Here is a 645-nt window from a genome sequence, read left to right on the forward strand (position 1 = left end):
AAACGCACTGCCACGGGCTTCACGTAGTCCATCCAGATATCACGGACACCAATCCAGGCGTGATAGGTGAGCGACACGAACGCCAAGAACGTCAGCATCTTCATCCACTGGTTGGAGAACAGCCCAGCCCAGCCTTGGTACGACGTGTCTTTCGAGAGCAGGAATGCAGCCAGCAACACGATGGTGTAGACCGCCATGATCACCGCGGTGACACGCTGCGCCAGGAAGTCCTTCAGACCGTAGTGCGCGCCGACGACGAGGCGCTTGGGACCGATATTGTTATTTGCCATCAGGAACCCCTCAGAACAGGCCGAACAGCTTGGCGCCAAACACCACCGTCAGCAGCAGGCTGACGATGAGCACGCTCACAGCTGACTTGGAAGCCGAGGTCTTGTCGATACCGATATGCAGATCGAGGATCAGGTAACGGATGCCAGCGCAGAAATGGTGCAGATAAGCCCAAATGAGCGCGAGGACGACGACCTTGGCGAAGCCGTTGGACAGAAGCGCCGTGAACTTGGCGAAACTGATTTCCGACGTGAGACTTTGCTCAAACAAGTACAGCACGAACGGAAGAAGAAGGAACATCAGCGCACCGCTGGCACGGTGCAGGATGGACACCTTACCGGCCCAGGGCAAGCGGTA

At 57.2% G+C, this 645-nt stretch carries 2 protein-coding genes; both read right to left on the reverse strand.

Features of this window, described 5'->3' with window-relative positions; genetic code table 11:
• Positions 1–290 (reverse strand): succinate dehydrogenase, hydrophobic membrane anchor protein (sdhD, locus tag D1614_RS28220; RefSeq protein WP_119440502.1); only part of this gene is annotated, 290 nt, incomplete at its 3' end.
• Between the two features lie 10 nt (positions 291–300).
• A partial coding sequence (sdhC, locus tag D1614_RS28225; RefSeq protein WP_119440503.1) for a succinate dehydrogenase, cytochrome b556 subunit occupies positions 301–645 on the reverse strand: 345 nt, incomplete at its 5' end.

Origin of the sequence: Maribellus luteus, from assembly GCF_003576475.1 — a bacterium.
Taxonomy (GTDB): Bacteria; Bacteroidota; Bacteroidia; order Bacteroidales; family Prolixibacteraceae; genus Draconibacterium; species Draconibacterium luteum.